Origin of the sequence: Dyella jejuensis (assembly GCF_044904675.1) — a bacterium.
Classification (GTDB): domain Bacteria; phylum Pseudomonadota; class Gammaproteobacteria; order Xanthomonadales; family Rhodanobacteraceae; genus Dyella_B; species Dyella_B jejuensis.
On record NZ_JADIKJ010000003.1, the window covers coordinates 175,745 to 200,486 of the forward strand.

Annotated in this window: 17 protein-coding genes; 9 read left to right on the top strand and 8 right to left on the bottom strand. The window is 60.7% G+C overall.

What is annotated here, in order from left to right; translation table 11 throughout:
* Positions 1–138 precede the first annotated feature (138 nt).
* Positions 139–1,152: a FecR family protein gene (locus tag ISP15_RS04680; RefSeq protein ID WP_404545613.1), complete on the bottom strand. Its 1,014-nt coding sequence runs from the start codon at positions 1,150–1,152 to the stop codon at positions 139–141.
* Positions 1,152–1,706 (bottom strand): RNA polymerase sigma factor, encoded by a 555-nt coding sequence (locus ISP15_RS04685; protein WP_404545615.1) that lies wholly within the window; start codon positions 1,704–1,706, stop codon positions 1,152–1,154. Before ISP15_RS04685 ends, ISP15_RS04680 begins: the two co-directional genes overlap by 1 nt.
* 438 nt (positions 1,707–2,144) lie before the next feature.
* Here ISP15_RS04685 and ISP15_RS04690 point away from each other — a divergent pair, with 438 nt between their 5' ends.
* Positions 2,145–2,351 carry a hypothetical protein gene (locus ISP15_RS04690; RefSeq protein WP_404545616.1) on the top strand — a complete coding sequence of 69 codons (207 nt, stop codon included), beginning with the start codon at positions 2,145–2,147 and terminating at the stop codon, positions 2,349–2,351.
* A gap of 201 nt (positions 2,352–2,552) precedes the next feature.
* On the top strand, positions 2,553–3,167 hold the full coding sequence (locus tag ISP15_RS04695; RefSeq protein ID WP_404545617.1) for an OmpH family outer membrane protein: 615 nt from the start codon (positions 2,553–2,555) through the stop codon (positions 3,165–3,167).
* 148 nt (positions 3,168–3,315) lie between these two features.
* On the opposite strand, the gene ISP15_RS04700 is transcribed toward ISP15_RS04695, so the two are convergent.
* Together ISP15_RS04700 and ISP15_RS04705 are read right to left on the bottom strand one after the other, a co-directional pair.
* Positions 3,316–5,673: an alpha-amylase family glycosyl hydrolase gene (locus tag ISP15_RS04700; protein WP_404545619.1), complete on the bottom strand. Its 2,358-nt coding sequence runs from the start codon at positions 5,671–5,673 to the stop codon at positions 3,316–3,318.
* A 500-nt stretch (positions 5,674–6,173) separates the two neighbouring features.
* Positions 6,174–6,812 (bottom strand): DUF4142 domain-containing protein, encoded by a 639-nt coding sequence (locus ISP15_RS04705; protein ID WP_404545621.1) that lies wholly within the window; start codon positions 6,810–6,812, stop codon positions 6,174–6,176.
* Positions 6,813–7,098: 286 nt separating this feature from the next.
* Between ISP15_RS04705 and ISP15_RS04710 the strand changes: the two genes are divergently transcribed.
* From ISP15_RS04710 to ISP15_RS04720, 3 genes are all read left to right on the top strand, one after another.
* Positions 7,099–7,554, top strand: coding sequence for a MarR family winged helix-turn-helix transcriptional regulator (locus tag ISP15_RS04710; RefSeq protein WP_404545623.1), 456 nt, complete (start codon positions 7,099–7,101; stop codon positions 7,552–7,554).
* A gap of 65 nt (positions 7,555–7,619) precedes the next feature.
* On the top strand, positions 7,620–7,937 hold the full coding sequence (locus tag ISP15_RS04715) for a hypothetical protein (protein WP_404545625.1): 318 nt from the start codon (positions 7,620–7,622) through the stop codon (positions 7,935–7,937).
* Positions 7,934–9,196 carry an MFS transporter gene (locus ISP15_RS04720; protein WP_404545627.1) on the top strand — a complete coding sequence of 421 codons (1,263 nt, stop codon included), beginning with the start codon at positions 7,934–7,936 and terminating at the stop codon, positions 9,194–9,196. Before ISP15_RS04715 ends, ISP15_RS04720 begins: the two co-directional genes overlap by 4 nt.
* A gap of 14 nt (positions 9,197–9,210) precedes the next feature.
* On the opposite strand, the gene ISP15_RS04725 is transcribed toward ISP15_RS04720, so the two are convergent.
* Both ISP15_RS04725 and ISP15_RS04730 read right to left on the bottom strand, forming a co-directional pair.
* The gene (locus ISP15_RS04725; RefSeq protein ID WP_404545629.1) at positions 9,211–11,994 is read right to left on the bottom strand and encodes a glycoside hydrolase family 31 protein; all 2,784 of its coding nucleotides are present in this window, start codon (positions 11,992–11,994) and stop codon (positions 9,211–9,213) included.
* Between the two features lie 239 nt (positions 11,995–12,233).
* Positions 12,234–13,961, bottom strand: a complete 1,728-nt coding sequence (locus ISP15_RS04730) for a S53 family peptidase (protein ID WP_404545630.1) — start codon at positions 13,959–13,961, stop codon at positions 12,234–12,236.
* Positions 13,962–14,462: 501 nt separating this feature from the next.
* On the opposite strand from ISP15_RS04730, the gene ISP15_RS04735 reads away from it, so the two are divergent.
* From ISP15_RS04735 to ISP15_RS04750, 4 genes are all read left to right on the top strand, one after another.
* Positions 14,463–14,630, top strand: coding sequence for a hypothetical protein (locus tag ISP15_RS04735; protein WP_404545632.1), 168 nt, complete (start codon positions 14,463–14,465; stop codon positions 14,628–14,630).
* Positions 14,627–15,043, top strand: a complete 417-nt coding sequence (locus ISP15_RS04740; protein ID WP_404545633.1) for a DUF1801 domain-containing protein — start codon at positions 14,627–14,629, stop codon at positions 15,041–15,043. Before ISP15_RS04735 ends, ISP15_RS04740 begins: the two co-directional genes overlap by 4 nt.
* A gap of 334 nt (positions 15,044–15,377) precedes the next feature.
* On the top strand, positions 15,378–15,866 hold the full coding sequence (locus ISP15_RS04745) for a cupin domain-containing protein (protein ID WP_404545635.1): 489 nt from the start codon (positions 15,378–15,380) through the stop codon (positions 15,864–15,866).
* A gap of 182 nt (positions 15,867–16,048) precedes the next feature.
* Positions 16,049–16,822: a TIGR00266 family protein gene (locus tag ISP15_RS04750; protein ID WP_404545637.1), complete on the top strand. Its 774-nt coding sequence runs from the start codon at positions 16,049–16,051 to the stop codon at positions 16,820–16,822.
* A gap of 366 nt (positions 16,823–17,188) precedes the next feature.
* Here the strand turns inward: ISP15_RS04750 and ISP15_RS04755 are convergent, their stop codons facing one another.
* Both ISP15_RS04755 and ISP15_RS04760 read right to left on the bottom strand, forming a co-directional pair.
* Entirely contained in the window at positions 17,189–19,276 is a 2,088-nt protein-coding gene (locus tag ISP15_RS04755) for a response regulator (protein ID WP_404545639.1), read from the bottom strand.
* Positions 19,273–24,663, bottom strand: a complete 5,391-nt coding sequence (locus ISP15_RS04760; RefSeq protein ID WP_404545641.1) for a HAMP domain-containing protein — start codon at positions 24,661–24,663, stop codon at positions 19,273–19,275. The genes ISP15_RS04755 and ISP15_RS04760 overlap by 4 nt, the downstream gene beginning before the upstream one ends.
* Between the last annotated feature and the right edge of the window lie 79 nt (positions 24,664–24,742).

A 24,742-nucleotide genomic window follows, 5' to 3' on the forward strand; every position in this document is an offset into this window, starting at 1 on the left:
TTGCGACCCGGCAATGCAATGTCCAGAACCGCTGCCTGCGTTGCCGACCATCATGGCAAGCTCAGGCCGTCCCGTTTCGGCAACAGCGCCTGCATCGCCGCACGCCAGTGCGACCATCGTCTTGCCGATGAAAAGCCATTACCGGTTGGGCAGCAACAGGATCTGCGTTGCGCTCATCCGCCTGGCATGGATGGGCCAGCCGCGCTGCAACAGTTGCAGCAGGGTTTGTTGATCCCTCGTGCGAAACACGCCACTGATGTGGATATCGCGCAGCGACGGATCGCCGATTTCCAGCTTGACCGCGTTGTACCGGTTCATTTCCGCCAGCAACTCCGGCAGGCGCCAGTCATGCACGAACAGCTTGCCCTGCGTCCAGCCTTCCGCTTTCTGCACATCGATCGCATGCACCGCTGCAAGGTGTCCGTCTGCACCGAACGCCAGGCCTTGGCCGCCGACCAGTGCCGCCTCTTGCGTGCGACCCTGCGGCGACTCCGCGGCAACGGCAAGCTTGCCCCGAAGCAGCGCGACATCGGTGGAGTCGCCATCGAGCCGCACCTGGAACTGCGTGCCGACGGCCGTTACCGTGCCGTGCCCGGCATGCACTACGAACGGCCAGGCATGATTGCCTTGCACGGTGAATTGCGCCTGCCCGCGCAGCAGGTCCACCCGTCGCGTGCGGGCGCTGTAACGCACCGTCACTGCGGTGTCGGTATCGAGCAAGATGGATGAGCCGTCCGATAGCGGTACGGTCTGCTGTTGTCCGGCGACCGTGCTGTAACGGGTGCCGTCCGCAGCGGCTGGCGTCGTCAGCCACTGCGGCAGGGTGACCACCGCCAGCAGCAATGCGAACCCGGCGGCCAGGGCCGGATAGAGCCAGCGCCGCGGCACGTGGTTATCCGGTCCGCTGCGCAGTGCGCGGTTCGCCGCCGCCACGATCGATGGATCCTTGGCGGCTTCCTCGCTTTGCCGCCAAAGCCGCTCGATCTCGTCGTAGGCGGCGGCGTGCTGCGGGTCGGCGCTGCGCCAATGCTCAAATTCCGCACGCTCGCCCGCCGAACACTCCGGATCGAGCAGGCGCACGAACCAATGCTCGGCATCGTCATACGAGCCCAGGTCCGTCGCTACATGTTGGTCGCCCCTGCCCATGCCCATTAAAACGGTTCCGCCGGCGAATCGCCTACCTTGCGCCGCAACTGTGACAGCGCCGAGGCAAGATGCTTTTCCACCATCTTTACCGAAATGCCGCAGCGCTGTGCGATCTGGGCGTGACTCATGCCATGCACGCGCTTGAGCAGGTAGACCCGCTGGCATTTCGGCGGCAGTTCGAGGATGGCCTTGCGCAGTCGAGCCATTTGCTGCTCGTGGATGGCGCGTTGCTCCGGCGAGTGCCCGGGCGTGGCGATCTCCATCTGATCCAGCGTGACGTGCTCCTTGCTGTGCCGGCTGAGCGCGACCCGGAACTGGTCGTGCGCCACGTTGACCGCGATGCGATACAGCAATTGCTTCCACGCCGAAGGCGGCTCCGACTCGCGATAACGCAATAGCTTGGCCATGCTCTCCTGCATCGCATCTTCCGCATCCTGCTCGGACGCTGTCCGAGCGCGCAGGAACTGCAGCAAGCCGCGGGCCTGGCTGCGGAGGAACGCCTCAAAGCTGTGCGCGTTGGCGCGCACGTCGATGGCCGGCCCCTCCGGCATCGAACTCATCGATACACCCTCCCGCTCGTTTTCCATCCCCGAATGTGCACCTGCCCAACCCAAGGTCCGGCCGAATGTGACCCAAAAGGCGATGGCGCGCAACAACGTGCCGGCCGACGGGCGAGCGATGGCGACCTTGCCGCGCAAAGCACGTTGGACTGTAGCTATCCGCCCCGGACACGACAGGCGGCACGCACCCGACAAGTCACGGGCTTTTGCCGGCGCCTTTTATGAAACATCCTGCGAAGCAGCTACTTTTGAGGGTGATCGGACCCATGGACCAATTGGACGATGACGCCCGGCGTTCGTAAACAAATCAACGCAAAGGCGGGCGTTCCAGCGCTTATTCGGCTATCCGGATGATCTTGATTTCACGCTTCCGACCGTAGAATCGGCCCGGTTGCGGCGGCATGCTGTTGAACAGGGGAACACCTGAGGTTTGCGCCGATGAATACGACAATACCGCTTGAAACCAGCGAAGTGGCGGCGCTCGAACACGTGGCAGAGGGGCTCGCGGCAAGCATGCCCGACGATGTGGCCGAGCGCCTGTTCGGCATGGGCCTGATCCAGAAGGCGGACGCGCGCGCCGGTAACGGCGAAACATGGCAACTCACATCCGCCGGGCTCGCCGTCATCCGGTCGAGCGATCAATAGCACTGCCCGTATCCGGCTTTCTTCCTGCTTGCGTGCGTTGCCTTCATCCCGGCGCGGACCTTTTGCGCCGGGATTCGTGCGGGTGGCCCGCACGATCGTCACCCGGCTCCTGCTGCCTGGAGTGGAGCAAGCCCACGGCGGACAGCGCTATGATCCCTGGATACCCGTGCCAGATCCCATTCCACACATTAAGGATTGCCCATGCGCTTTGATCGAACCCTGATGACCCTTGCCGCGGTGGCCCTGGCGGCCACTCCGGGCATGGCGCCGCACGCCCAGTCCGGCAACGGCAACATGCCGCTGGACGGCCCCGCGATCGCGGGTGTCTGCATGCTGTCCCGCGAAGCGATCTTCGCGAACGCGAAGGTCGGCCTGGCCGCCTCCGCGCGCCTGAAACAATTGGCGCAGCAGGCGCAAAACGATATCGATGCCGAGCGCAAGCCGGTCGACACCGACATCCAGGCATTCCGCACGCAGTCCGCTTCGCTTTCCGCCGACCAGCGCCAGTCACGCGAACAAGCGCTGACCCAGCGCATGCAGGCCATACAGGCCGACCAGGCATTGCGTACCAGGGAACTGGAAGCGACCCGCGCCAAGGCCATGCAGCAGATCGCCCAATACGCACAGCCGGTCATCACCAGCACGTACCGCGGCAAGAACTGCGGCCTGCTGCTCGACCGCAATGCCGTGCTGGGCGGCAACATGAGTAATGACATTACCGCTGCGGTGGTGCAAGGGCTGGACGCGAAGGTCACCACCATATCCTTCAACCTGGAAACGCTTCCCGCCAGCGGTCCGCAAACCGGCACGCCATGACTTCGGCATAAGTGCGCGTTTCCACGCAGCCATTCGCGTTGTGGGTAACTGCGTTTTTTCGGTAACCGCATGATCGCCGCGCAGGCGCCACGATCAAATCCGCGGTCGTCATGCCGCTTTCCCAGGCATGACGACCGCAGGGGTGAAGCTACTTCGAAATCAATAGCAGCAGTGATTGCCCGCATTGGCTGTAGGTGGCGCCGCTTCCGCCAATCAGGGTTTCGTTGCCCGGGGTGACGAAGGTATTGGGACCGTCATTCCAATCGCAGGTATCCGTGACGCGATACCACTGCGTGCCAGTGGGCGGTGGCGGCAACGTAAACGTGACGCTGCCCGACCAGCCGTTGTAGGCGATATACATCGAATTGCTGTCGCCGAACGAAGACCCGTTGACGGTATAGGCAATGGCGTAGTTGCTGGTGTTGTTCCAGTAGCTGCTGGTGGCGGCAGCGCCACTGGGTTCGTACCAGGTGACCTGGCTGGTGCTGTACCACGTGGCAGGGCGCAGCGCCGGATGCGCGAGCCGGAACGCAATCAGGCGTTGCGCAAAGTTGTAGAAATTCGACTGGTTGGTATTCCAGCTGTAATTGAGCCAGTTCGCGGTGGAGTCGAGGTTGTAGGCGTTGTTATTGCACTGGAGCGTGCGCAAGTATTCGTCGCCACCCTGCATGATCGGCGTGCCGGCCGACAACATCACGAAGGCGAGGCCGGTGCGCGCGGCGCGGCGTTGATCGTAGGCGGTGCCGGTACCTGCCGACATGCCTTGGTCCCAACTGTAATTGTTGCTGATGCCGCCATCCGAAGGGCCATACGGCCACGCCTGATCGTTATTGGCGCCGTTGCACGAATACACGTCGTTGAGCGTCAGGCCATCGTGGATATCGATGAAGTTGGTGGAATTCCACGGCGACCGGCCGCTGGCCTGGAACAGTTGGGATGATCCGGAGAAATCATCCGCGTCCTGGCCGATCGAGATGGTCATGTTGCCAAGTTCGTTCTGTGCTTCGCGCAAACTGTCGCGGAACACGCCGTTCCATTCGGACCAGCCTTTCGGGAATCCGCCGAGCTGATATTCGTTGCTGCCGCTTGCCGCCCAGGGTTCGGCATACAGGTCCAGTCCGCTGCCGCCTGCTGCCGGGCGCACCGTGAATTCCTTGAGGATGCGGTTGATCGCGACGTTCTGGTCGGAGGCATCGAAGTTGAAGCCGCCGCTGGGACAATTCGGCGCCGCGGCTTGTGCAGCGCCATTCAAGCAGCTGTTGCCCAAGATGGGGCCTTCGTCGAAGCGAAAACCATCCACACCCATGGTGGTGGACCAATACGCCAGCGAGTCCACGATCAGGTTTTGCGCTACCGTGTTGTAGGTGTTGTAGTTGGCGCCGGTGCCGGTGTTGTCGTAGAAATACTGGTTGGTCGAATCGAGTTCGTAGTAGGTGGCATTGTCCAGGCCGCGCCACGAATATTCGGTCACCGTGTCGGGATCGGAGCTGCTCCAGCTGCCGCCCTCGGCCGTGTGGTTATAGACCACATCCATGTACACCTTGATGCCGGCTTTGTGGAATGCCTGCACCATCGCCTGGAATTCCGCGGTCGGGCCGCCAGGTGCCTTGTTGTAGGCGTAGCGGCGATCCGGCGCGAAATAATCTTCGGTCATGTAGCCCCAGTAGTTCTGGTCGGCATCCGAATTGGGAATGACATCGTTCTCGTCATTCTGGGTCTCCTGCAGCGGCAGGAATTCCACCGCGGTGACGCCCAGGCTCGCCAGATAGCTGGCCTTGAGGCCGGCGCCGTAATAGGTGCCCTGGTATTGGCTGGCGATACTGGAATCCTGCTTGGTCAGGCCGCGCACGTTCACTTCGTAGATCACATCGTCTTTCTGCGCGCGCGTCGGCTTGCTGCCGATGCTTTGCGTGCTCGGCGCAAGCACGATGCCCTTGGGCGCATACGGGCCGCTATCGATCAGCCGGTACGCCGTGCCAAAGGATGCATCGACGTCGCCACCGGTGGCGAAGATGTCGGCGTTCTGGTTCTGCGCGTTGAGCGGGTCCTGGCTGATTTCCAGCGCATAGGGGTCGAGCAGCAATTTGTTCGGATTGAAACGGTCGCCGTTGCTGTCGACGTCGGAAATGAAACCTGCCGATGAACCCTTTGTCCAGCTCGTGCTGTATGGCCAGTTGGGCCCCCAGGCGCGGTAGCCGTAATAGACCGATCCGGTAATGCCGGCGGCCTGGATCGACGATACCGGTACCACCGATTGCCATACGCCGTTGCCGACCGAACTCATGGCATAGGTAGCCGACTCCTGCGCGCCATAACCGCTGGCGTACAGATACAGCACAATGCGCGTGGCTTTGGACGAATAGACGCGAAAGGTTATCTGGGTTTTCTGCGTGTTATAGCTGGCGCCCAGGCTCATGCTGTCGATCGCAGCATGAACCGGTGCGATCGGCGTGGCAGCGAGGCCGACGCAGATCAACAAGGCGGCGAGAATCTTCGGACATTTCATGCGGGCATGCCTCCATCCTGCTTCGTTGACGAACAGGTTCAATGGACGTGCTTGGCGAGTTTTCCCTGGCGAGCTGCAGGGCCGACATGAAAGTCCGCCTGCGGCAGCGGTGTCGAATACCGAATCGATCTCCCCATCGATTGCGTAGTCACGCTATGCGTTACGGGCTATGCGACAGCTGTTGCGGGCATGGTAGGAAGCATCGCAGTGCAGCAACCAGCGGCTGCATACGTATTCATGCAAAGAAAATATGCGGCTTTCACATGGCCTGCACGATATCGGCACCGGCGCAGGTCTGTGCGCCTGGAAGCAGTGCTGGAAAGTTTTTTTTCGGGCAGCTTTTATCGCGCTCGATCGTCGTGTAGACGAAAGCGCAAGCCGTCATCGCGCTTGGCCCGGAAGCAGCAAGACGGACCGGCTGCCCCGTGGATAAAAAAAGCCGCCGCGATTGTCAGGTCGCGGCGGCTTTTTTAAGAGAAGAGCTTATACGTGTCGGCCGGTTACCACGGTGCGGCGACCAAGGAAATGGGTTCCCAGAAAACCGACGATTTCATTGCATGCGGATCGGCAGCAGTGAGGGCTTCCTGGTGGCGCGACGAGGATGTCCAATCGTTCGAGCGCATGATCGCGAACGCGATGGTCAAATTGCCCTGGAAGGCGGGGATGGCGTCGTGGGCGATGGCGCGCAGCGCCAGATCCGACGAAGTCACTTTCATCGCTTCATAGGCCGAAATGATCCGGCAATGGCTGCGCACCAGCGTGCTGGCGAAAGTTTTATCGAAGGCATCGCCGTCCAGCGATTGCAGCTTGTCCATGGTGGCGTCGCCGCTTGCCGGGAATTTCGGATCGACTCGGATACTGCCGCGCGCCAGCAGCTGCGTCAGGCGCGTGTTGAGCGCGGTGCGTTCTTCGATGATGCGATTGGCGAGATCGATGACGCGCGGGTTCCGGGATTTCTCCAGCGCCAGTTTCGCTACCGCGATCTGCGTTGCATTGTCCGACATGGCTCGCATCAGGAAAGCCTGGTCCGCGGATTCGAGCGGCTGACCGTCGGCAGCGCGTGCAAAGGCGGGTGACAGCACCAGCAAGGCCAGCATCAGCGAGATCGAGATGAGTCCGGTGAAATTCGCAGCGCGCATAACAAACCGCCTATTGCCTGAGCAGAACGCCCCCATGCCTGCAATGTGGACTTATACAAGTTCAAAGAGTGTTTAGAAATTGTCAGTCCGTTACCCAGGAGTCCGCTCGCCAGCGTATTCCTTCAGAAAGCTCGTCCGAACGTGTTGGCCGGGATCGATATTCGTCACGCGACGATGGCATTTGGCAGGGCACGGGCTGTGGGCTCGCCTGGTCGGCGCATCGGCCAATCGCGATATATGAAGTCAACCTTTGTAGTTCACCTTATGAACTGCTAGGGTTGCGCGAATGAACAAGCACTCGCCGGCTTCCGCCATTCCGCTTGCCACCACGGTCGGCGACCTGCGCCTGGTAGTGGGCCGGCTCAAGCGCCGCATGCGCGAGGAAGTCGGCTCGGGCGGACTGACCTGGTCGCAGATTTCGGTACTCGGGCACCTGGACCGTGAAGGCCCCGCCACCGTGACCGCGCTGGCGCGCGCCGAAGGCGTGCGTCCGCAATCCATGGGCGCCACGGTGGCTGCGCTTGAAGGGGCGGGCATGCTGGCTGGCGAGCCCCATCCGACCGATCGCCGCCAGGTTTTGCTATCGCTGACGCCGGCCGCGCGTGAATGGATCAAGGCGAGCCGGACGGCGCGCGAGGACTGGTTGCTGCACGTCATCCAGGGCCGTCTTTCGCCAGCGGAGCAAAAGCAGTTTGCGCGGGGCGTCGAGCTGCTCAAGCGGCTGGTGGATGCCTGGCAATAAATTTTGCGTAGTCGCCACACGGCAACGCGCATGTTGCGCGCTGCCACACCACGGAGCATTCCACCATGCCATGGCTTCACTATCTGGCTTATTTCTTCGGCGGTGCGTTTCTTGCCAACGCCATTCCCCATTCAGTCAGCGGCCTGATGGGCCGAGCTTTCCAGACGCCGTTCGCCAAGCCTCCCGGCGAAGGACTTTCTTCCTCGATAACCAACGTATGGTGGGGTTTCTTCAACCTCGTGGTCGGCTATCTGCTGATCTGCCACGTTGGCGATTTCGAGCTGCGCTCGGTGGGCGACGCCGCCGCTGCCGGCCTTGGCGCACTGCTGCTGGCCTTGATGCTGGCGCACCGGTTCGGGCGTTTCAACGGCGGCAACCTGTGACGACAGGCACCTTCCGTTCGTTGCGAGGCTACAACTATCGCGTATGGGCGGCGGGCGCGTTGGTCTCGAACGTGGGCACCTGGATGCAGCGGATCGGGCAGGATTGGCTGGTCCTGACCCAGTTGACGCGCCATAACGCCTCGGCCGTCGGCGTGGTGATGGCGTTGCAGTTCGGTCCGCAAATCCTGCTGCTGCCGCTGACCGGCTATGCGGCCGATCATTTCAACCGGCAACGGCTGTTGCGTTTCACCCAGGCGGCGATGGGCGTGCTGGCGCTCGGGCTGGGCCTGCTCACCATCACCGGCGTGGTGCAACTGTGGCAGGTGTATGCCTTCGCGTTGACGCTCGGCTGTGTAACGGCGTTTGATGCCCCGGCGCGCCAGACCTTCGTATCGGAGCTGGTGGGCGAGGAAGACCTGTCGAACGCCGTCGCGCTCAATTCCACTTCCTTCAACGCCGGGCGCATGATCGGCCCGGCGATCGCCGGCCTGCTTATCGCGGCGGTGGGCACCGGCTGGGTGTTCGTCATCAATGCGCTGTCTTTCGGTGCGGTACTTTGTTCGCTGGGCTTCATCCGGCGCGAACAGCTGCATGTGAAGGAGTGGGCACGGCGCAGCCGCGGCAGCCTTACCGAGGGCTTCCGCTATGTGTGGCGGCGGCCGGATCTTCGTGCGGTATTGCTGATGCTGTTCCTGTTCGGCACCTTCGGGCTGAATTTTCCGATTTATATTTCGACCATGACGGTGACCGTGTTCCACGCCGGCGCGGGCCGCTACGGCCTGCTCACCTCGACCATGGCGATCGGCACCGTGATCGGCGCGTTGCTCGCCGCCAGGAGAGCAAGGCCAAGCATCGGGTTGCTACTGGTAGCTGCCGCGGTATTCGGAACGGGCCTGATCCTGGCTGCGTTTTCGCCCAGTTACGAGTTGTTCGGCGCGGTGCTGGTGTTTATCGGCATATCCGCGCAGACCTTCACCACGTCCACCAACAGCCTGGTGCAGCTTTCCACCGAGCCGGCGATGCGCGGCCGGGTAGTGGCGATCCTGCTCGCCATCGCGCTGGGCGGCACCCCGCTTGGTGCGCCGATCGTAGGCTGGGTGGCCGATACGTTCGGTCCGCGCTGGTCGCTCGCGGTCGGCGCCGCGGCGGGGTTTGCCGCCGTGCTGGTGGGGATCGGCTATCAGGTACGGTACCAGGGCCTGCGCATGAGCATCGATGCCGGACGGATGCGTTTGCGTTGGCATGATGATGGCCTTTGAGCTTTCGCGGCGCGCTAACGCCAGCTCACGCGGACGCTGTCGCGAATGCTTTGCTTTGGCAACGTGATCGTCGCGACGGTGTTTTTATCGTCCCAGCTCCACGTCTTCACAGGCTTGCCATCGGCGCTGACCGACTGCGGTTTGGCGGTGGCATGGATGCGCAGCACATAGGCGCGTGAGGCCAGCTGGCCGTTGAAATGGCCCTTGCTCGGCGCGATGACAAGCTGGTGTGAGCCGTCGGCCGCGGTCGCATATTGCATCGAGGTCAGCGCATAGCCGCCCTTGGCATAGTCGAGCGAGATGCCATCGTCTTCGTAGAGGTCGAAGCTGCCATGACCCGAGCCATAGACGTTGACGATGACCGTATCGAGCGGCTTGGCGTTGGAATAGTCGCTGACTTCCTGTTCGGGCACGATCGAACCCTCGCGCATGAATACCGGTGTTTCGTCCACCGCATAGTGGGCGGTAAACGAGCGGCCGCCGTCGTAATGCTTGCCGCTGAAGAAATCGATCCACGACCCGGGCGGCAGGTAGATGGTGCGGTCGCCGCTGGCGGCAAGCACCGGCGCGACCAGCATGTCCTGGCCGAAGAAGTATTCGTGCGAGTGGCGATAGGCCTCTTCCAGCTCCGGATATTGCAAGTACAACGGCCGCAACAGCGGCATCGAGCGGGTATGTGCCTGCCACGTATAGGTATACACATAGGGAATCAGCTGCGTGCGCAAAGTGAAATATTTGCGCATCAGCGCGATGCCCTGGTCGCCATATACCCAGGGCATGCGTACATTGCCCTCGTGCGGATTGGCATGCGCGCTGTGCATGCGCAGGATCGGGCTGAAGGTGCCGAACTCGATCCAGCGCGCATACAAGTCGAATGGAATCTTCGCGCCGTGGAAACCGCCGATGTCGTGGCTGATGTACGGCACCAGCACATTGCCGCCGCGCGCGGTAAAGGCCACTTCGTAGGCCAGCACCGGCCATTGCGAATACGTATCGCCGGTGAAGAAAGCCGGATAGCGTTCGCTGCCCCAATCGCCGTAGCGGCTCAGGATGAAGCCGCGCTGGCCGGTCACCTGCTGGGTGTAGTCGTAGAAAACCTTGTTGGTCCACAGCTGCTTGTTGAGTCCCGGCATGTCCGCCGCGCCGCCGCCGCCATCCACCCACCAGGCGCTCACGCCGGCCTGCATCAGCGGTCGATGCAGGTCGCGCATGAACACGTCGGCCTGCTGCGGGTTGGACAGGTCGAACGCGATCCGCGCCGGTGGCAGTACGTCCCTGATCGCGACGGGGCCGCGGAAAATGCCGCCGCCGTTCTCGCCCGGCACGACGCGCAATGCGATGTCGTTGCGCTGTCCGGCCTTGGCATATGGGCGGATGTCGGTATAGGTAAGGCGGCGCGGCCATTGCACATGGCTATGCTCCACCTCCTTGCCGTTGACGAAGACGCGATAGTTCTGGCCCACCTCGCCCAGGTACAGGTAAAGCGCGTCCGGCAGCTTCGCCGGCAGCAGGATCGACGCGCGATACCAGCCGATGCCGTGGTAATCCGCATAACCCTGTTGTTGCCACGATTGATCGGTACGGATCGGTTTCCACTGGCCGTTGTCGCCATCGGCGGCGAACCAGCGTTGGGCCACGCCCTGGTCCTGCGGATCGGTGGCAAAGCTCCACTGCCGGGACACGTCCAGGTCGAACGATGGCTTGGGCGGCAACGGCCGACCCAGGTCTTTCAATACTTCCGGGGCATGGCTGTCGTTGAAGGAAAGAATGCTTTCCTCCGTGCCGGCATAGCCAGGATGGTCGTTGAGGCTGAGCTTGATGCCGCGATCGTGCAGCCAGCGCAGGAACTGGTCGGGATGGGGAATCAGCGGACTCCAGTCGTAACCGCCCTGCCAACCGTAGTTGTGCCAGGCGAAATCCAGCACCAGCGTGTCGAATGGAATATGGTTCTGGCGCAGGCGCGACAACTCGTCTTCCAGGTATTGCTGGTTGTAGTGCTCGAAGTCCGGCGCGTGCGCGTCGGCGGTATCGGGAAAATACTCGAAGTTGAAATCGGTCACCCAGGTGCCGAGGGTGTAGCGGGGAATCATGGGAATGGCGCCGCACAGCTGCGCGTATTCCTGGAACACGTTCTGGTAATCGTGGTGATAGGTGAACAGGTACCAATCCTGGCCGTAAGGCTTCGCCCGCGGCGTGATCCATTGCGTTTGCGCGTTCCACAGCGGCGTTTGGCTATCATCGATGAAGGCGTAGCCGCTGCGGCTGAGCAGGCCCGGCTTGGCTGGCTCGAGCGGAATGTCGATGCCGGGAATCATGTCGTTGACCGGGCTTTCCAGGTCCAGCTTGCCCTTGGGCAGATTCGCTTCGCTGACGTGGTCGAGCGAATAGGTGAGGCCGCCGAGATTTTGCGTATCCACTTGGCCCGGATGCCACGCATGCTCGGCGCCGCCCGTGTTCCAGCTCACCTTGAGGTTATCCGCGCTGAAAGGCCCGGTATTCAAGCGGTAGCGCAACGTCATCGCGCTGGTGCTTGCGACCAGCCAGCCGTTTTCCTTCGCCGAATGCACCGGCACCGCGGGCCAGTCGCGCTTTTGCACCACGGCGGTGGGCGCATCGGCAAAAGTACCGGTGGGCGCGTATTCCATGCGCACCAGTGACGGCGTAAGGAACTCGAACCGCGCATCGCCTGCCACCACGGCCGAAGTGTTCTGCGCTTGCGCGTCAGCAGCCGGTGCGAGTGGAACGAAGGCGAACCCTAACCAGCAAGCGATGAAGCCCGTACAGCGGAAGCATTTCATGCGGCAATCTCAGCAAGTCATCGGAGCAGCCAGGTTTTATACTCGCCGCGCCGAGGTAATGGCACCCCCTGGCAGAGCCCGCGATCGATCTGGCCGCTTCGCCACCCATGGAATACGCGCTACGCCGCGTGGCCGGCCCAGTAAGCGTCCCCAAACTGGCGATGAAGCTGATTCACCCAGCCAATAAAAAAGGACGGAGGCGATGGCCTCCGTCCTCCCAGCGATGACCTGCGATGGAATTACTGGCTCAGCGTTGTGATCAGCGCCGCCTTCGGACTGCCCCAGCCGGTCACCAGGTCATAGCCCGTTACAGCCGAGTAGCTGCCGGACTTGCCGCTGGTGATGTCGTGGAAGTCGGTGGAGTAGGTGCTGGTGGTCTTGCCGCCGGATTCGTTCTCCGGATACACGGTTGCGTTGAAGTTACCGATCGGGGCGCTTCCGTTCGCCGCCAGCTGCTGGTTGACCAGCGCGATGAAGCCCGCCCACATCGGCGCGGCAAAGCTGGTGCCACCGTAATCGTTAGCCGTGCAGGTGGTCTGGTCGGCGCAGACATAGAAGGTGAAGTTGGCATTGGCCGATACGTCCGGACCATTGCGATAGGTGGTCGAGCCCTTGTTGCTCGAATTGATTACGCCGGAAAGTTTTTGCCACGAAGGAATGGCGATCTTGTCCGGCGAGATGCCGCCGCCGCTGTCCACCCATGCCGTTTCCGACTTCCAGGCGCCGCCCGCGCTGGCGGTGGTCAGGTCGGTGCCGCCGACGGAAATAACGTAGGCATCGTCGGCTGGCCACGCTTCGTTGCGCGAGGACCAGGTCGAGCTATCGCCGGATGCCGCGAAGAACGTCTGGCCCTGCGCGGCCATCTTCTCGAAATACGGATCGAGCGTGGACGGATCATCGGGCGTCCAGCCCCATGAGCAGCCGATGGTGGTCGGCAGCGGACTGTGCGTGGTCATCGCACTGATGATGGCGGTATCGGTGGAACCGACATACATCACCAGGCTGCTAAGGCCCGGTGCCATGCCCAGCGCCTGCGTCATGTCCAGCGTCTGCTCGGTATCGTCGCAATTGCTCTTGGCGGTACAGGAGGTGCTGGTGCCATCGACCGAAATGACCGAGACCGGCACATTATTGGTCTGCTTGGCGTTCTTGTAGTACGTAGTGAGGTCGGCCAGGTCGGTGCCTTCGTATTCGAACAGGCCAAGGTTCTGACCGGCACCGGTAAGGGCGCTGCCGCCGTAGTAGGCAGCACGCATATCGCTGCCGAGGAACGATGACGACGGGCCGGAACCGGTGGTGGCGTGACTGACCACGGCATCCGGGCTGATGCCGCTGGCCGCTGCGTAATCGCTCTTCTTCACGTACAGCGGCTTGGGAATCGAATAATTATTCAGGCCCGAAACGTGCCACAGCGGAATCGCCAGCGAGGTGGTGGGCTCGCGATCGGCGCTGAAGAAGTTGCGGCTTTCGGTAGGATGCTTGTAGACGCGCATCTTCACGTTGAAGGCCGATTCCACCGCGGAAACCGGACCGGCAATCTGCACGTCCATGCCATCGCGGCTGCCGCCGGTAACAGTGAAGCCGTGCTTGGTCAGGTAATCCACGACGGTGGCGTAGTCATTCTGGGTGGGGCCGAAACGTGCGGTGAATTGCGCGGGCGTGAGGTAATGATGGAAATTGGGGCTGGCCGGATTGGTGACATCCGCCACGAATTGATCCAGGCCCGCCTGGTCGCGCACTGGCAGCACGACATCCAGGCTCATCCATTGCGTGGCCGGCAAGCTGCCGACCAGCTGCGCCGTACCTTGGTTTACCGCATCCCTCACATGGTGCGTATACACCTGCGCAGCATGGGCTGCGTTGGTAGCACCGAACACCATGGCGATGGCAAGCGAAAGACCGCAGGCTTTGCGAACGAGGCCTGTGCCGAGCGTTGTATAAGTTCCAGTCGAATCTGTTCTAGTCATAACTAGCTACTCCCTAAGTGAGCTGTGACAGAGAAAGAAAGATCGAGGAAACAAACGAGCTACTCCCCTCCCCAGGGGTGCCGAATGGCCGCCGGAGCGTAAGACTGCAATTGTGCTTGCCGAGTGAAAAGACGTGTGTTTTGGCGAAAAAAGTTCTTGTGGCGCGAGCGTGCATAAGTGGGACAGGTTGCTTTACAAAGATGATGCGGCTTCTGAGTATCCAGTCATGGCGGCGTGCAAGCACCTGTAGCACGTAACGTGCTTACCTGGCAGCGTGGGTCCTGCTTTGATCGCACCCAACCATTGCGAACAGGCAGCTTCGCCGTGCGCAGATCGGGCCGATATAGAACTTCATTGTCAATCGACGGCTGATATCTGCGCACTGCCGCGACGCCGATCAATCGGCGCGGCTTGCCCGATAACCACTAGGCGTTTTGCACCAGGCAGCGTAGCTTTCGTTCCAAAGAGGCCTGCCTTGGCTGCCGTTCTTTTGGGAGTCACATGAAACATCACCTATTCACAGCCGCCATCCCCGTCGCCGCCATGGTGCTGTATGGCTTCGGTTTGACTGGCGATGCTTCGATGCTCTTTATTGCCGGCGCAGCATGCGAACTCTGGTTCTGGGTTCGGTTGCTTGCCGGAACGCATCCGTTAAGGAAGAGAGTATGAAAAAGACGGACACAGCCGCGGCTCAGTCGGCGTCCGAGCTGATTGATACCAGAATTGCCGAACTCGCAGACTGGCGTGGACAGATCTTGTACAGGGTGCGCGAACTCATCAAAGAAGCCGACCCGGACGTGCAGGAGGAATGGAAGTGGAGGGGTACTCCCGTTTGGTCGCACGATGGAATCCTTTGCACCGGCGAGTCTTACAAGGCGAAGGTGAAGCTGACCTTCGCCAAGGGAGCGTCGTTGCAGGATACGGCCAAACTCTTCAACGCGAGCCTCGATGGGAACGTAAGGCGCGCGATCGACCTGCACGAAGGGGACGTGGTCGACGCGGAAGCGTTCAAGGCACTCGTCCGTGCTGCGATTGCTCTCAACACCTCGGTGAAAAAAGCCAGGTCAAAGCCAAACAAGTAGGCTATCTACCTTTGCCCAAACCGAGCTTGCCTGTCCCTCAGGCAACTTGACGATCTACGAACTCCAAAGCAGTTCGCACCACTTCGCGTCCTGTCAGCGGAGGGGATTCATTGCAAACGCGCGAGGTGCGAAGCGACCAGTGCTTACCGGCAATAGTGAAGCCAATCATCGTAGTTCGGATGGTCGACGCGCTTTCGCTCAACACGGCCATTTGCGGCCTGGATAATCAGGGTACTGAAGGCCGGCGGCGCCCGCCTGCACGTCCATGGCGTCTGCGAGCTTCGATGGATTTTGTCTTGAACCGAAGCCGGGATTTCCGTCTCGGGAGCTATCCATGCAAAACTTGCTTAGCAGCCAAGCCAGGGTACCCACGGTGAACCAGTCAACTGCCTTATTGAGGGCCTCTGATATAGAGGCCATGAGCGCCATACGTTCGGTCCATACGCTGAATGACAACGCCATTCGACTGAAAAAATCCGTTGGCGATGCCGTGGGATTGACGCAGCTCGGCGCACACATCATTACCCTCATGCCTGGCCATGAGTCGTCCGAATATCACCGGCATCTCTATGAAGAAGAATGCGTCTATATTCTTTCCGGGCGAGGAGAAGCGTTAATCGACGATGAGCGCCATAGCATCGGCGCCGGTGATTTTCTTGGCTTTATCCGACGCGGCCCGGCCCATGTCATCACCAACACAGGGCACGAGCCTTTCGTATTCCTGGTCGTTGGGCAGCGGCTGGAGCAGGACGTATGCGATTATCCGCACCAGAGGGTGAGGCTCTACACGGCTGGTGAACATGAGGCCTACGTCAAACTCTGAAGCGTCGCGGCTGGCGATATGTTCAAACTATTCCGTGAGACATTGAAGCCTCCGCTCCGTTTCTTATAGCTACTGGGTACTGCTGCGCCTTTCGAGGCTATGGCAAACCACGTCTTCAGCCTGAAGCAGACACGTTCTTTCGATAACGTATCGGCAACCATCCACCATCAGGAGAACATCCCATGCAGACTCGCATCCAGGGCACGGTGATGCCCGTGCTGGAAATACAGCTTGGTCCCAACGAAAGCGTCTTCGCCGAGAGCGGCGAGCTGTCATGGATGACTGCATCGATCCAGATGACTACGCATACGCAGATGGGCGGCGGCGGTGGGCTGTTGGGCATGTTCAAGCGCGTGGTTGGCGGCGGCAGTTTCTTCATGACCGAGTACCGCGCCATGCAGGTCCCTGGCGAGGTCGCGTTCGCTGCCAGGATGCCCGGCCATATCGTGCCGGTGCCGGTGGGCCCCGGTAGCGAATACCTGGTGCACCGGCATGGGTTTCTGTGCGGCACACCGCAAGTCACCTTGAGCGTGGGTTTCCAGCAGTCATTGGGCGCCGGCATCTTCGGTGGCGACGGTTTCATGCTGCAAAAAGTCGGTGGCACGGGCACAGCGTGGCTGGAACTCTCCGGCGAGCTCATCCGGAAGGATCTGGCACCCGGCGAAACCTTGCGCGTCCATCCGGGACACGTCGGTGCGTTCCAGGCCTCGGTCAGTTTTCAGATCACTACTGTTCCCGGTATCAAGAACGCCATTTTCGGTGGCGACGGCATCTTCCTGGCTGCGCTTACCGGTCCCGGCACAGTGTGGCTGCAGACGCTGCCGATCTCGCGCCTGGCCCACCAGATTGCCGAGTATCTACCCAACAACGGCAGTGGCGGCGCGCGCGCGGCCGGGGTGGGCGGTGGCCTGCTCGGAGGCATCGTGGGCTCGATGTTGAATGGCGACAACAACTGACGCATGCGGCTTCGCGTTCTTGATGATGTGCATCGGATAGCTATCCGTTCTCCTTTTTCAGTTTTTGGAGAAAAAGCAAACATTCCCCGCTCGACGGCTAAAGCCGAACTCTATGTGTACGCCAGCCTGCCGTTGCACAGGTCACATGCCCGCAACGACGGCATGGGCGGCTTGGCGCGAAGAGGATGTGGACTCGTCAACAACTGCATGGTTCCGCTTCCGCCAAGAAACGGCCTTGGAAAACCCGTCGTTTGCAATCGCCACTTGAAAGGGCTGCGTGGACGATAGCCCAAGGCCGATAGCGATCTGCGTCGGGATTCAGCCCTTGATCAAATAGTCATTTATGGTGTGGGATGGAAATGGCTATCAAGAGATATCAATGCTCTTCTTCCAAGACTCGGCAGCCACGATGGCATCCTGCAGGCATTGCGAGGTGAATGGCTTGGTTAGGATGACAACTCCCTCGGCCGTGCCGGTGATGGCCTCCGAGTCGGCGTAGCCCGTAATGATGATGGCGCCTAGACCCGGTTTTTTCGTGCGTAATTGACGGATGATTTCCCCGCCCGACAGTAGCGGCATGGCGTAGTCGCTCACGACGAGATCGACGTCACCGGTTTGTTGCCGCATGAGTTCGAGCGCTTGCGCGCCATCTGCGGCTTCAATGACGTGGTGCCCCAGTTCGATGAGGAGCGCCGCTGTCGTGGTGCGTACACCGTCATGGTCATCGACCAGCAGAATCTTCTTCGATGTGTCGGAGATGCTCGGCTTCGACTTCAGCGCGCTGTCCTTGGACATTGCCGTTGTACGCAGCCCGCGAGGCAGCCAAAGCGTAACGCACGTACCTTGTCCTACCTCGCTCTCGATGAGCAACGTTCCACCCGATTGCTTGGCAAAGCCATAGACCATGCTCAGTCCAAGGCCGGTGCCTTTGCCGACGTCCTTGGTGGTAAAAAAAGGTTCCGTCACGCGCTCCAGCAGCGCAGGAGAAATGCCGTGGCCCGTATCCGCGACAGATAACACCACGTATTCACCGGGGGCCACTCCGTAAGCGGAGTCCTCAATGACGGTCGCGTTACGGCAGGTAATGCGGATGGTGCCGCCTTCGGGCATGGCATCGCGCGCATTGATGGCCAGATTCACCAGCGCCAATTCCAGCTGCGAAGCATCCGCGTACAGGAGCCACAAATCGGGCATCAGCTCCCACTCCAGCGCAACCAGGCCGCCCAGGGTGTGGGTGAGCAGTTGGTCGACGGCTCTTGAAAGAGCGGACATTTCGATTTGCGAAGGCTCCAGCTTCTGCTTGCGCGCGAACGCCAATAGCCGTGACACCACTTCCGTGCCTTGCTGGGCAGAGCGCCGCGTAATATCAAAGATCCGACGCAGTTCCGGCGCCAGCTCGATACGACGTTCCAGGATTTCCAGGCCGGTCAGGACGGCGGCCAGCAAATTGTTGAAATCATGTGCGATGCCGCCGCTAAGCTGTCCAATCGCATCCATCTTGCTCGCGTGCAGAAGCTGCGATTCGAGTTCCTTGCGATCCGAGACGTCGAGTAACGTGCCTGCATATTCCGCTTTGTCTGATCCTTCGTCCCGCAGCAAGATCGCCTGATCGAGAAAGTATTTGTATTGCCCGTTGGCGCACTGCCATCGATATTCCACCGAATAACCCTGTTTCGCGTGCCGTGATTTCATGGCTTCGATGACGCGATCGAGATCTTCCGCGTGGATGCGATCATGCCAATGGGTGCGGTAACTCTTGACTTCGTCGGGCGAGAAGCCCGTCAACGCCTGCACGTCACCACTGACGAATCGCGGTTCGCGCAGGGTACGATGCTGCTCCTCCAAGTACACCAGTATGGGCAAGGAATTGAGGATGGCCGCCTGGCGCTGCTCGACTTGACGCAATTCCTGTTCGGCGCGTAGCAGTTCGGTATGGGCGCGCATGTTGGCCTGCAGCAGTTCTTGCGCCTGGCTGGCCTTGTGTTGCATTTCCCGCGTGGTCTGAAACAAGTCGACGAACACCGCAACCTTGGAGCGCAGCACGATCGGTTCGACAGGTTTGAAGACATAATCGACGGCGCCCATCGAGTAGCCGCGCATCTGGTGCTCGGTTTCTTTGTTTACTGCCGAGAGAAACACGATGGGAATGCGTTTGGTCTGTTCGCGGTCGCGAATGATTTTTGCGGTTTCGTAGCCGTCGATGCCTGGCATATAAACGTCAAGCAGGATAACCGCGAATTCACCCTTTAGCAGATGGCGCAACGCCTCTTCGCCGGACTTGGCCACGACGACATCGGCAAGGTCTTCCAGCACGGTCTTCAGCGCAAGCAGGTTGCGCTCGTCATCATCGACAATCAGGATGCGAGCTCGATCATTTCTGTCACGCAGCACAAGAGAGCCGCTGTCCGGGTTCGTTAAATCGCGCGACCTTCGTTCCTGGGCATTGGTACTCATGGTGCCGCCGTCTCCGTGACTTTCCGGGATTGAGCCACCCATACGCGCAACAAGGCGAGCAGTAATTCGATATCCACCGGCTTGGCGATGTAATCCGAAGCGCCTGCATCCAGGCATTTCTGGCGATCGCCCTTCATGGCCTTGGCCGTCACGGCAATCAGTGGAATGCCGGCTATGGCGGGCTGTGCGCGGATTTGCTGCATGGTTTCGTAGCCATCCATCTCGGGCATCATGATGTCAATCAGCGCCAGATCTATACCTGGGGTTTGTTGAAGAATGGCGATGCCGTCACGGCCGCCTTCAGCATGGAAGACTTCCACGTTATAGCTTTCCAAAACACTGGTGAGTGAATAGATATTGCGGATATCGTCGTCGACGATCAGGATCTTGGCGCCGGCAAGTTCGGGTACGGCGTGCGGTTCGTTGCGGATCTCGGCCGGCGGGGCGGCTTCCTCGGTGGCGGATGATGCGGATGGATTGCGTGCGAACTCGGCAAGGCTGGCGAATATCGCAGCCAATTCCTCGGTGGACGCCGGCTTTTCGGTGGCCCCGATGGCACCAAGGGATAACGCCGACCGCAGCTTTTCCGCACCGGAAATCACGTGGATCGGCATGTGCATGGTTTGGGGGTCATGCTTGAGCAGATCCAGCAGCACCAGTCCATCGATATCGGACAAGCCAAGATCCAGCGTGATGACATTCGGCTGGAGCTTGCGCGCCAAGGCCAGGGTGCCCGCGCCTGCCGTGGCGACCACGCCCTTGAGCCCCGCTTCTCGCGCAATGTCCAGCAGGATGGCGGCAAAGGTCGCATCGTCCTCGACGATCAGAGCAAAAGGCGAGTCCCCTAATGCTTCGCGATCATCAGTGACTTCCATATGACTGACCAGGACATTGGGCACCGTCGCGCCGCTATTGTCATAACGGGCCGTGCTGGTGCCTGGTGTCGAAGCCACCGCATTGCCGGCCTCGATCGGCACGAACAGGGTAAATGTCGATCCCTGACCAGGCATCGAGCGCACTTGCAGTTCACCGCCGAGCAAGCGTGCGATCTCCCGGCTGATGGATAGGCCAAGGCCGGTGCCGCCATATTTGCGGCTGGTGGTGCCATCGGCTTGTTGAAAAGCCTCGAAGATCAATTTCTGCTTGTCTTTGGGGATGCCGATGCCCGTATCGGTAACGGCGATCCCGATAGCGCGCTGCACATCACGCAATACCGGATGGCTGGTGCTCCATCCCCCGGTTACATGCTTGACGGCGAGCGTGACGCTGCCGCGCGCGGTGAACTTGAACGCATTGGAGAGAAGATTGAGCACCACTTGCTGCAGGCGCTTCTCGTCGGTACGGATGGAGTGGGGCAGCGCAGAGTCGAATTCCACGCTGAATTGCAGATTTTTGTCCGCGGCGATCTGCCGGAAGGTGCGTTCCATATGCTGCTTCAGGCTGCTCAGCGGCATATCGGCGATCTCGATCGATACCGTGCCGGATTCGATCTTCGATAGATCCAGAATATCGTTGATCAGGCTAAGCAGGTCCGAGCCGGCCGAATGGATGGTACGGGCAAACTCGGTCTGCTTTTCATTGAGATTGCCCTGTGGATTGTCGGCCAGCAGCCTGGACAAAATCAGCAGCGAGTTCAGCGGCGTGCGCAGTTCGTGGCTCATGTTGGCCAGGAACTCGGACTTGTATTTGGAAGTGAGCGCCAGCTGTTCTGCCTTCTCCTCGACCGCACGGCGAGCCATGTCGATTTCGAAGTTCTTGGCCTCGACCTGTTTCTTTTCGTTTTCCAACAGCTGCGCTTTCTCTTTCAGTTCTTCGTTGGTAGCGTGCAATTCTTCCTGTTTAGTAGTGAGTTCGGTCTGGCGAGCCTGGAGTTCCTGGGTCAGCAACTGTGACTGCTTGAGCAAACCTTCGGTACGCATGGTTGCGGCGATCGTGTTGAGCACGATGCCAACCGATTCCATCAATTGGTCGAGGAAGCTTTGGTGGGTCTCGTTAAAGCGGTTGAAGGACGCTAACTCGATCACGGCCTTTACGTCGTCCTCGAACAGGGCCGGCAAGACAGTGAGGCTTGCCGGTGCTGCGTGACCGAGGCCGGAGCCAATCCGGATGAAGTCGCTGGGAACTTCCGTCAACAGGATGGCGCGCTTGTCCGCGGCGCACTGGCCGACCAGCCCTTCGCGCAGCTTGAAGGTCGGCTTGAGCTTCTCCTTGCTTTCGGCGCCGTAGCTTGCGACCAGATCCAGTACCGTATCGTTCTCCTCGCGGCGCGTTACATAGAACACGCCATATTGCGCATTCACCAACGGTGCCAGCTCGGACATGATCAAATTGGATACGGTCGCCAGATCGCGTTCGCCCTGCAACATGCGCGAGAAGCGGGCAAGGTTGGTCTTGAGCCAATCCTGCTCCGCGTTTTTCAGGGTCTGGTCCTTCAGGTTGCGGATCATTTCATTGATGTTGTCCTTGAGCGAGGCCATCTCCCCGGACGCTTCCACCGCGATGGATCGCGACAGGTCGCCCTTGGTCACCGCGGTGGCCACATCGGCGATCGAGCGCACCTGATTGGTCAGATTCGCGGCAAGCTGGTTCACGTTGTCAGTGAGATCACGCCATAGGCCCGCAGCGCCGGGAACGCGCGCCTGGCCACCCAGCTTGCCCTCGATGCCTACTTCGCGCGCCATGTTGGTGACCTGGTCGGCAAAGGTGGCGAGGGTCTCGATCATGCCGTTGAAGGTGTCCGCCAGCGCGGCAATCTCGCCTTTGGCGTCCACCGCCAACTTGCGCTTGAGATTGCCTTGCGCCACGGCGTTCACCACGTCGGCGATGCCGCGCACCTGATTGGTCAGGTTGGTCGCCATCAGGTTGACGTTGTCGGTCAGGTCCTTCCAGGTGCCGCCCACGCCAGGTACTTGCGCCTGGCCACCCAGCTTGCCCTCGGTGCCGACTTCGCGTGCCACGCGGGTGACTTCCGATGCGAACGAATTGAGCTGGTCCACCATCACGTTGATGGTGTCTTTGAGCGCGAGGATTTCTCCCTTTACGTCCACGGTGATTTTCTTGGAAAGATCGCCTCGCGCCACCGCCGTCGTCACGTCGGCGATGTTGCGTACCTGGCCGGTCAGGTTGTCGGCCATCAAGTTGACGTTGTCGGTCAAGTCCTTCCAGGTACCGGCTACGCCGCGAACCTGCGCCTGGCCGCCGAGCTTGCCTTCCGTGCCGACTTCGCGCGCCACGCGGGTGACTTCCGATGCAAACGAATTGAGCTGGTCGACCATCGTGTTGATGGTGTTCTTCAGCTCCAGGATTTCGCCCTTGACGTCCACCGTGATTTTCTTGGAAAGGTCGCCCAGCGCCACCGCGGTCGTCACTTCCGCAATATTGCGTACCTGGCCAGTCAGGTTGGCCGCCATGGCGTTGACGTTTTCAGTGAGGTCTTTCCAGGTGCCGCCGACGCCGATCACCTGCGCTTGGCCGCCGAGCTTGCCTTCCGAGCCTACTTCACGCGCCACGCGAGTCACTTCGGAGGCAAAGGAGTTGAGCTGATCCACCATCACGTTGATGGTGTCTTTCAATTCCAGGATTTCGCCCTTGACGTCCACCGTGATTTTTTTGGAAAGGTCGCCGCGGGCCACCGCCGTGGTGACCTCGGCGATGTTGCGCACCTGGCCGGTCAGGTTGCCGGCCATCAGGTTCACGTTATCGGTCAGGTCCTTCCACGTGCCGCCGACGCCTTCGACGCGCGCCTGGCCGCCGAGCTTGCCTTCCGAACCCACTTCGCGCGCTACGCGGGTCACTTCCGAAGCGAAGGAGTTGAGCTGGTCCACCATCACGTTGATGGTGTTCTTCAGCTCCAGGATTTCGCCCTTGACGTCCACCGTAATCTTCTTGGACAGATCGCCGCGGGCCACCGCCGTGGTGACCTCGGCGATGTTGCGCACCTGGCCGGTGAGGTTGGCGGCCATCAAGTTGACGTTATCGGTAAGGTCGGCCCAGGTCCCGGCCACGCCGGGCACCTGCGCCTGGCCGCCGAGCTTGCCTTCGGTGCCCACCTCGCGCGCCACGCGGGTGACTTCCGAGGCGAAGCCATTGAGCTGGTCGACCATCACGTTGATGGTGTTTTTCAGCTCCAGGATTTCGCCTTTCACATCGACCGTAATTTTCTTCGACAAATCGCCCGATGCCACCGCCGTGGTGACCTCGGCGATGTTGCGCACCTGGCCGGTGAGATTGTCGGCCATCAGGTTCACGTTATCGGTCAGATCCTTCCAGGTGCCGGCCACCCCGGGTACCTGCGCCTGGCCGCCCAGCTTGCCTTCGGTACCGACTTCGCGTGCCACGCGAGTGACTTCCGAGGCGAACGAGTTGAGCTGGTCCACCATCACGTTGATGGTGTTTTTCAGCTCCAGGATTTCGCCCTTCACATCCACCGTAATTTTCTTCGACAAGTCGCCTGAGGCGACCGCCGTGGTGACCTCGGCGATGTTGCGCACCTGGCCGGTCAGGTTGTCGGCCATCAGGTTTACGTTATCGGTGAGATCCTTCCAGGTACCGGCCACGCCTTCGACGCGCGCCTGACCGCCGAGCTTGCCTTCGGTGCCCACCTCGCGCGCCACGCGCGTCACTTCGGAGGCGAAGGAATTGAGCTGGTCCACCATCACGTTGATGGTGTTTTTCAGCTCGAGGATTTCACCCTTTACTTCTACGGTGATCTTCTTGGACAGGTCGCCCGAGGCGACCGCGGTCGTCACCTCGGCGATATTGCGCACCTGGCCGGTGAGGTTGGTCGCCATCGCATTGACGTTGTCGGTCAGATCCTTCCAGGTGCCGGCTACGCCCTTTACGGTCGCCTGGCCACCCAGCTTGCCCTCGGTACCCACCTCGCGGGCGACACGGGTCACTTCGGAAGTGAAGGAAGCGAGCTGCTCCACCATCGTGTTGACCACTTTACCGATGCGGAGGAATTCACCACGCAGCGGTCGTCCATCAATCTCGACGGTCATGGATTGCGAAAGATCGCCCTTGGCCACGGCGCCGATGACCCGGGCGACTTCGGCCGTCGGCTGCACCATGTCCTCGATGAGCTCGTTGACCGCATGGATGGCGCTCTCCCAGCCACCGGTCGCATTCTTTACCCGTCCACGCTGGGTGATCTTGCCTTCTTTGCCCACGACAGTGGACAGGCGCTCGAATTCCTTGGTCATTTGCTGATTGAGGCTGACGACCTCGTTGAATAACTGAGCGATTTCGCTGTCGCTGCCAGCGAGATCGTCAGGAAGCCGAACATCAAAATCACCTCTGCGCAGACGCCTTAGCGCGGCGATCAACTGCCGGCGCTCCAGGAACTCCCGTGCGGCTTCGGCGTTGGCTACGGATTCCGTGATTGACATTGGCTTTGCCCAAGGAGGAGTGCGCCGGCCGAAAGGCAAGCGCAAGGTATAGGATTCGAACGAACGCCCTTAATACTGT